This window comes from Neisseria sp. P0001.S005 (genome assembly GCF_051963715.1).
Map to the genome: position 1 here is coordinate 1 of NZ_JBQCTZ010000720.1, position 385 is coordinate 385.

Annotated in this window: 1 protein-coding gene; it reads left to right on the forward strand. The window is 51.2% G+C overall.

The annotated features are described in order from the left end of the window. A partial coding sequence (locus ACTHSP_RS22555; protein WP_440347078.1) for a sugar phosphate nucleotidyltransferase occupies window positions 1–334 on the forward strand: 334 nt, incomplete at its 5' end. Between the last annotated feature and the right edge of the window lie 51 nt (window positions 335–385).

Below are 385 nucleotides of genomic sequence, written 5' to 3' on the forward strand. Positions count from 1 at the left end.
ACGCGTCGTCGAGTTCGCCAAACAAATCAAACCGTCCGCCCGCGGCGAATTGGAAATTTCCGACCTCAACCAAATGTATTTGGAAGACGGTTCATTGTCGGTGCAACTTTTGGGACGCGGTTTCGCATGGCTGGACACCGGCACCCACGAGAGCCTGCACGAAGCCGCTTCATTCGTCCAAACCGTGCAAAACATCCAAGACCTGCAAGTCGCCTGCCTCGAAGAAATCGCTTGGCGCAACGGTTGGCTTTCCGATGAAAAACTGGAAGAACTGGCGCGCCCGATGGCGAAAAACCAATACGGCCAATATTTGCTGCGCCTGTTGAAAAAATAATGTTTGAGGCCGTCTGAAACTTTTCAGACGGCCTTTAGATGAAAGATAAAA